General features: G+C 52.1%; 1 rRNA gene. It reads right to left on the bottom strand.

Annotation, left to right across the window (positions count from 1 at the left end):
* Positions 1-637 (bottom strand): 23S ribosomal RNA (locus tag IE091_RS18360); the annotation flags it as partial.

Here is a 637-nt window from a genome sequence, read left to right as displayed (position 1 = left end):
GCACTCACCGGTATTCGGAGTTTGCCTCGGGTTGGTAAGTCGGGATGACCCCCTAGCCGAAACAGTGCTCTACCCCCGGCGGTGATACGTGAGGCGCTACCTAAATAGCTTTCGAGGAGAACCAGCTATCTCCGAGCTTGATTAGCCTTTCACTCCGATCCACAAGTCATCCAAATCTTTTTCAACAGATCCTGGTTCGGGCCTCCAGTTGATGTTACTCAACCTTCACCCTGCTCATGGATAGATCGCTCGGTTTCGGGTCTATATCCAGCGACTGTGTCGCCCAGTTAAGACTCGGTTTCCCTACGGCTCCCCTATACGGTTAACCTCGCCACTGAATATAAGTCGCTGACCCATTATACAAAAGGTACGCAGTCACAGAACAAGTCTGCTCCTACTGCTTGTACGCACACGGTTTCAGGATCTATTTCACTCCCCTCTCCGGGGTTCTTTTCGCCTTTCCCTCACGGTACTGGTTCACTATCGGTCAGCCAGGAGTATTTAGCCTTGGAGGATGGTCCCCCCGTCTTCAGTCAAGGTTTCTCGTGCCCCGACCTACTCGATTTCACGTGATCAGATTTTCGACTACGGGGCTATCACCCGCTATGGCCAGACTTCCCAATCTGTTCGTCTAATC

Source organism: Vreelandella hamiltonii (assembly GCF_014651775.1).
Taxonomy (GTDB): Bacteria; Pseudomonadota; Gammaproteobacteria; order Pseudomonadales; family Halomonadaceae; genus Vreelandella; species Vreelandella hamiltonii.
The sequence above is the reverse complement of the archived record's forward strand: the minus strand, read 5'-3'. Positions and strand labels throughout refer to the sequence as shown.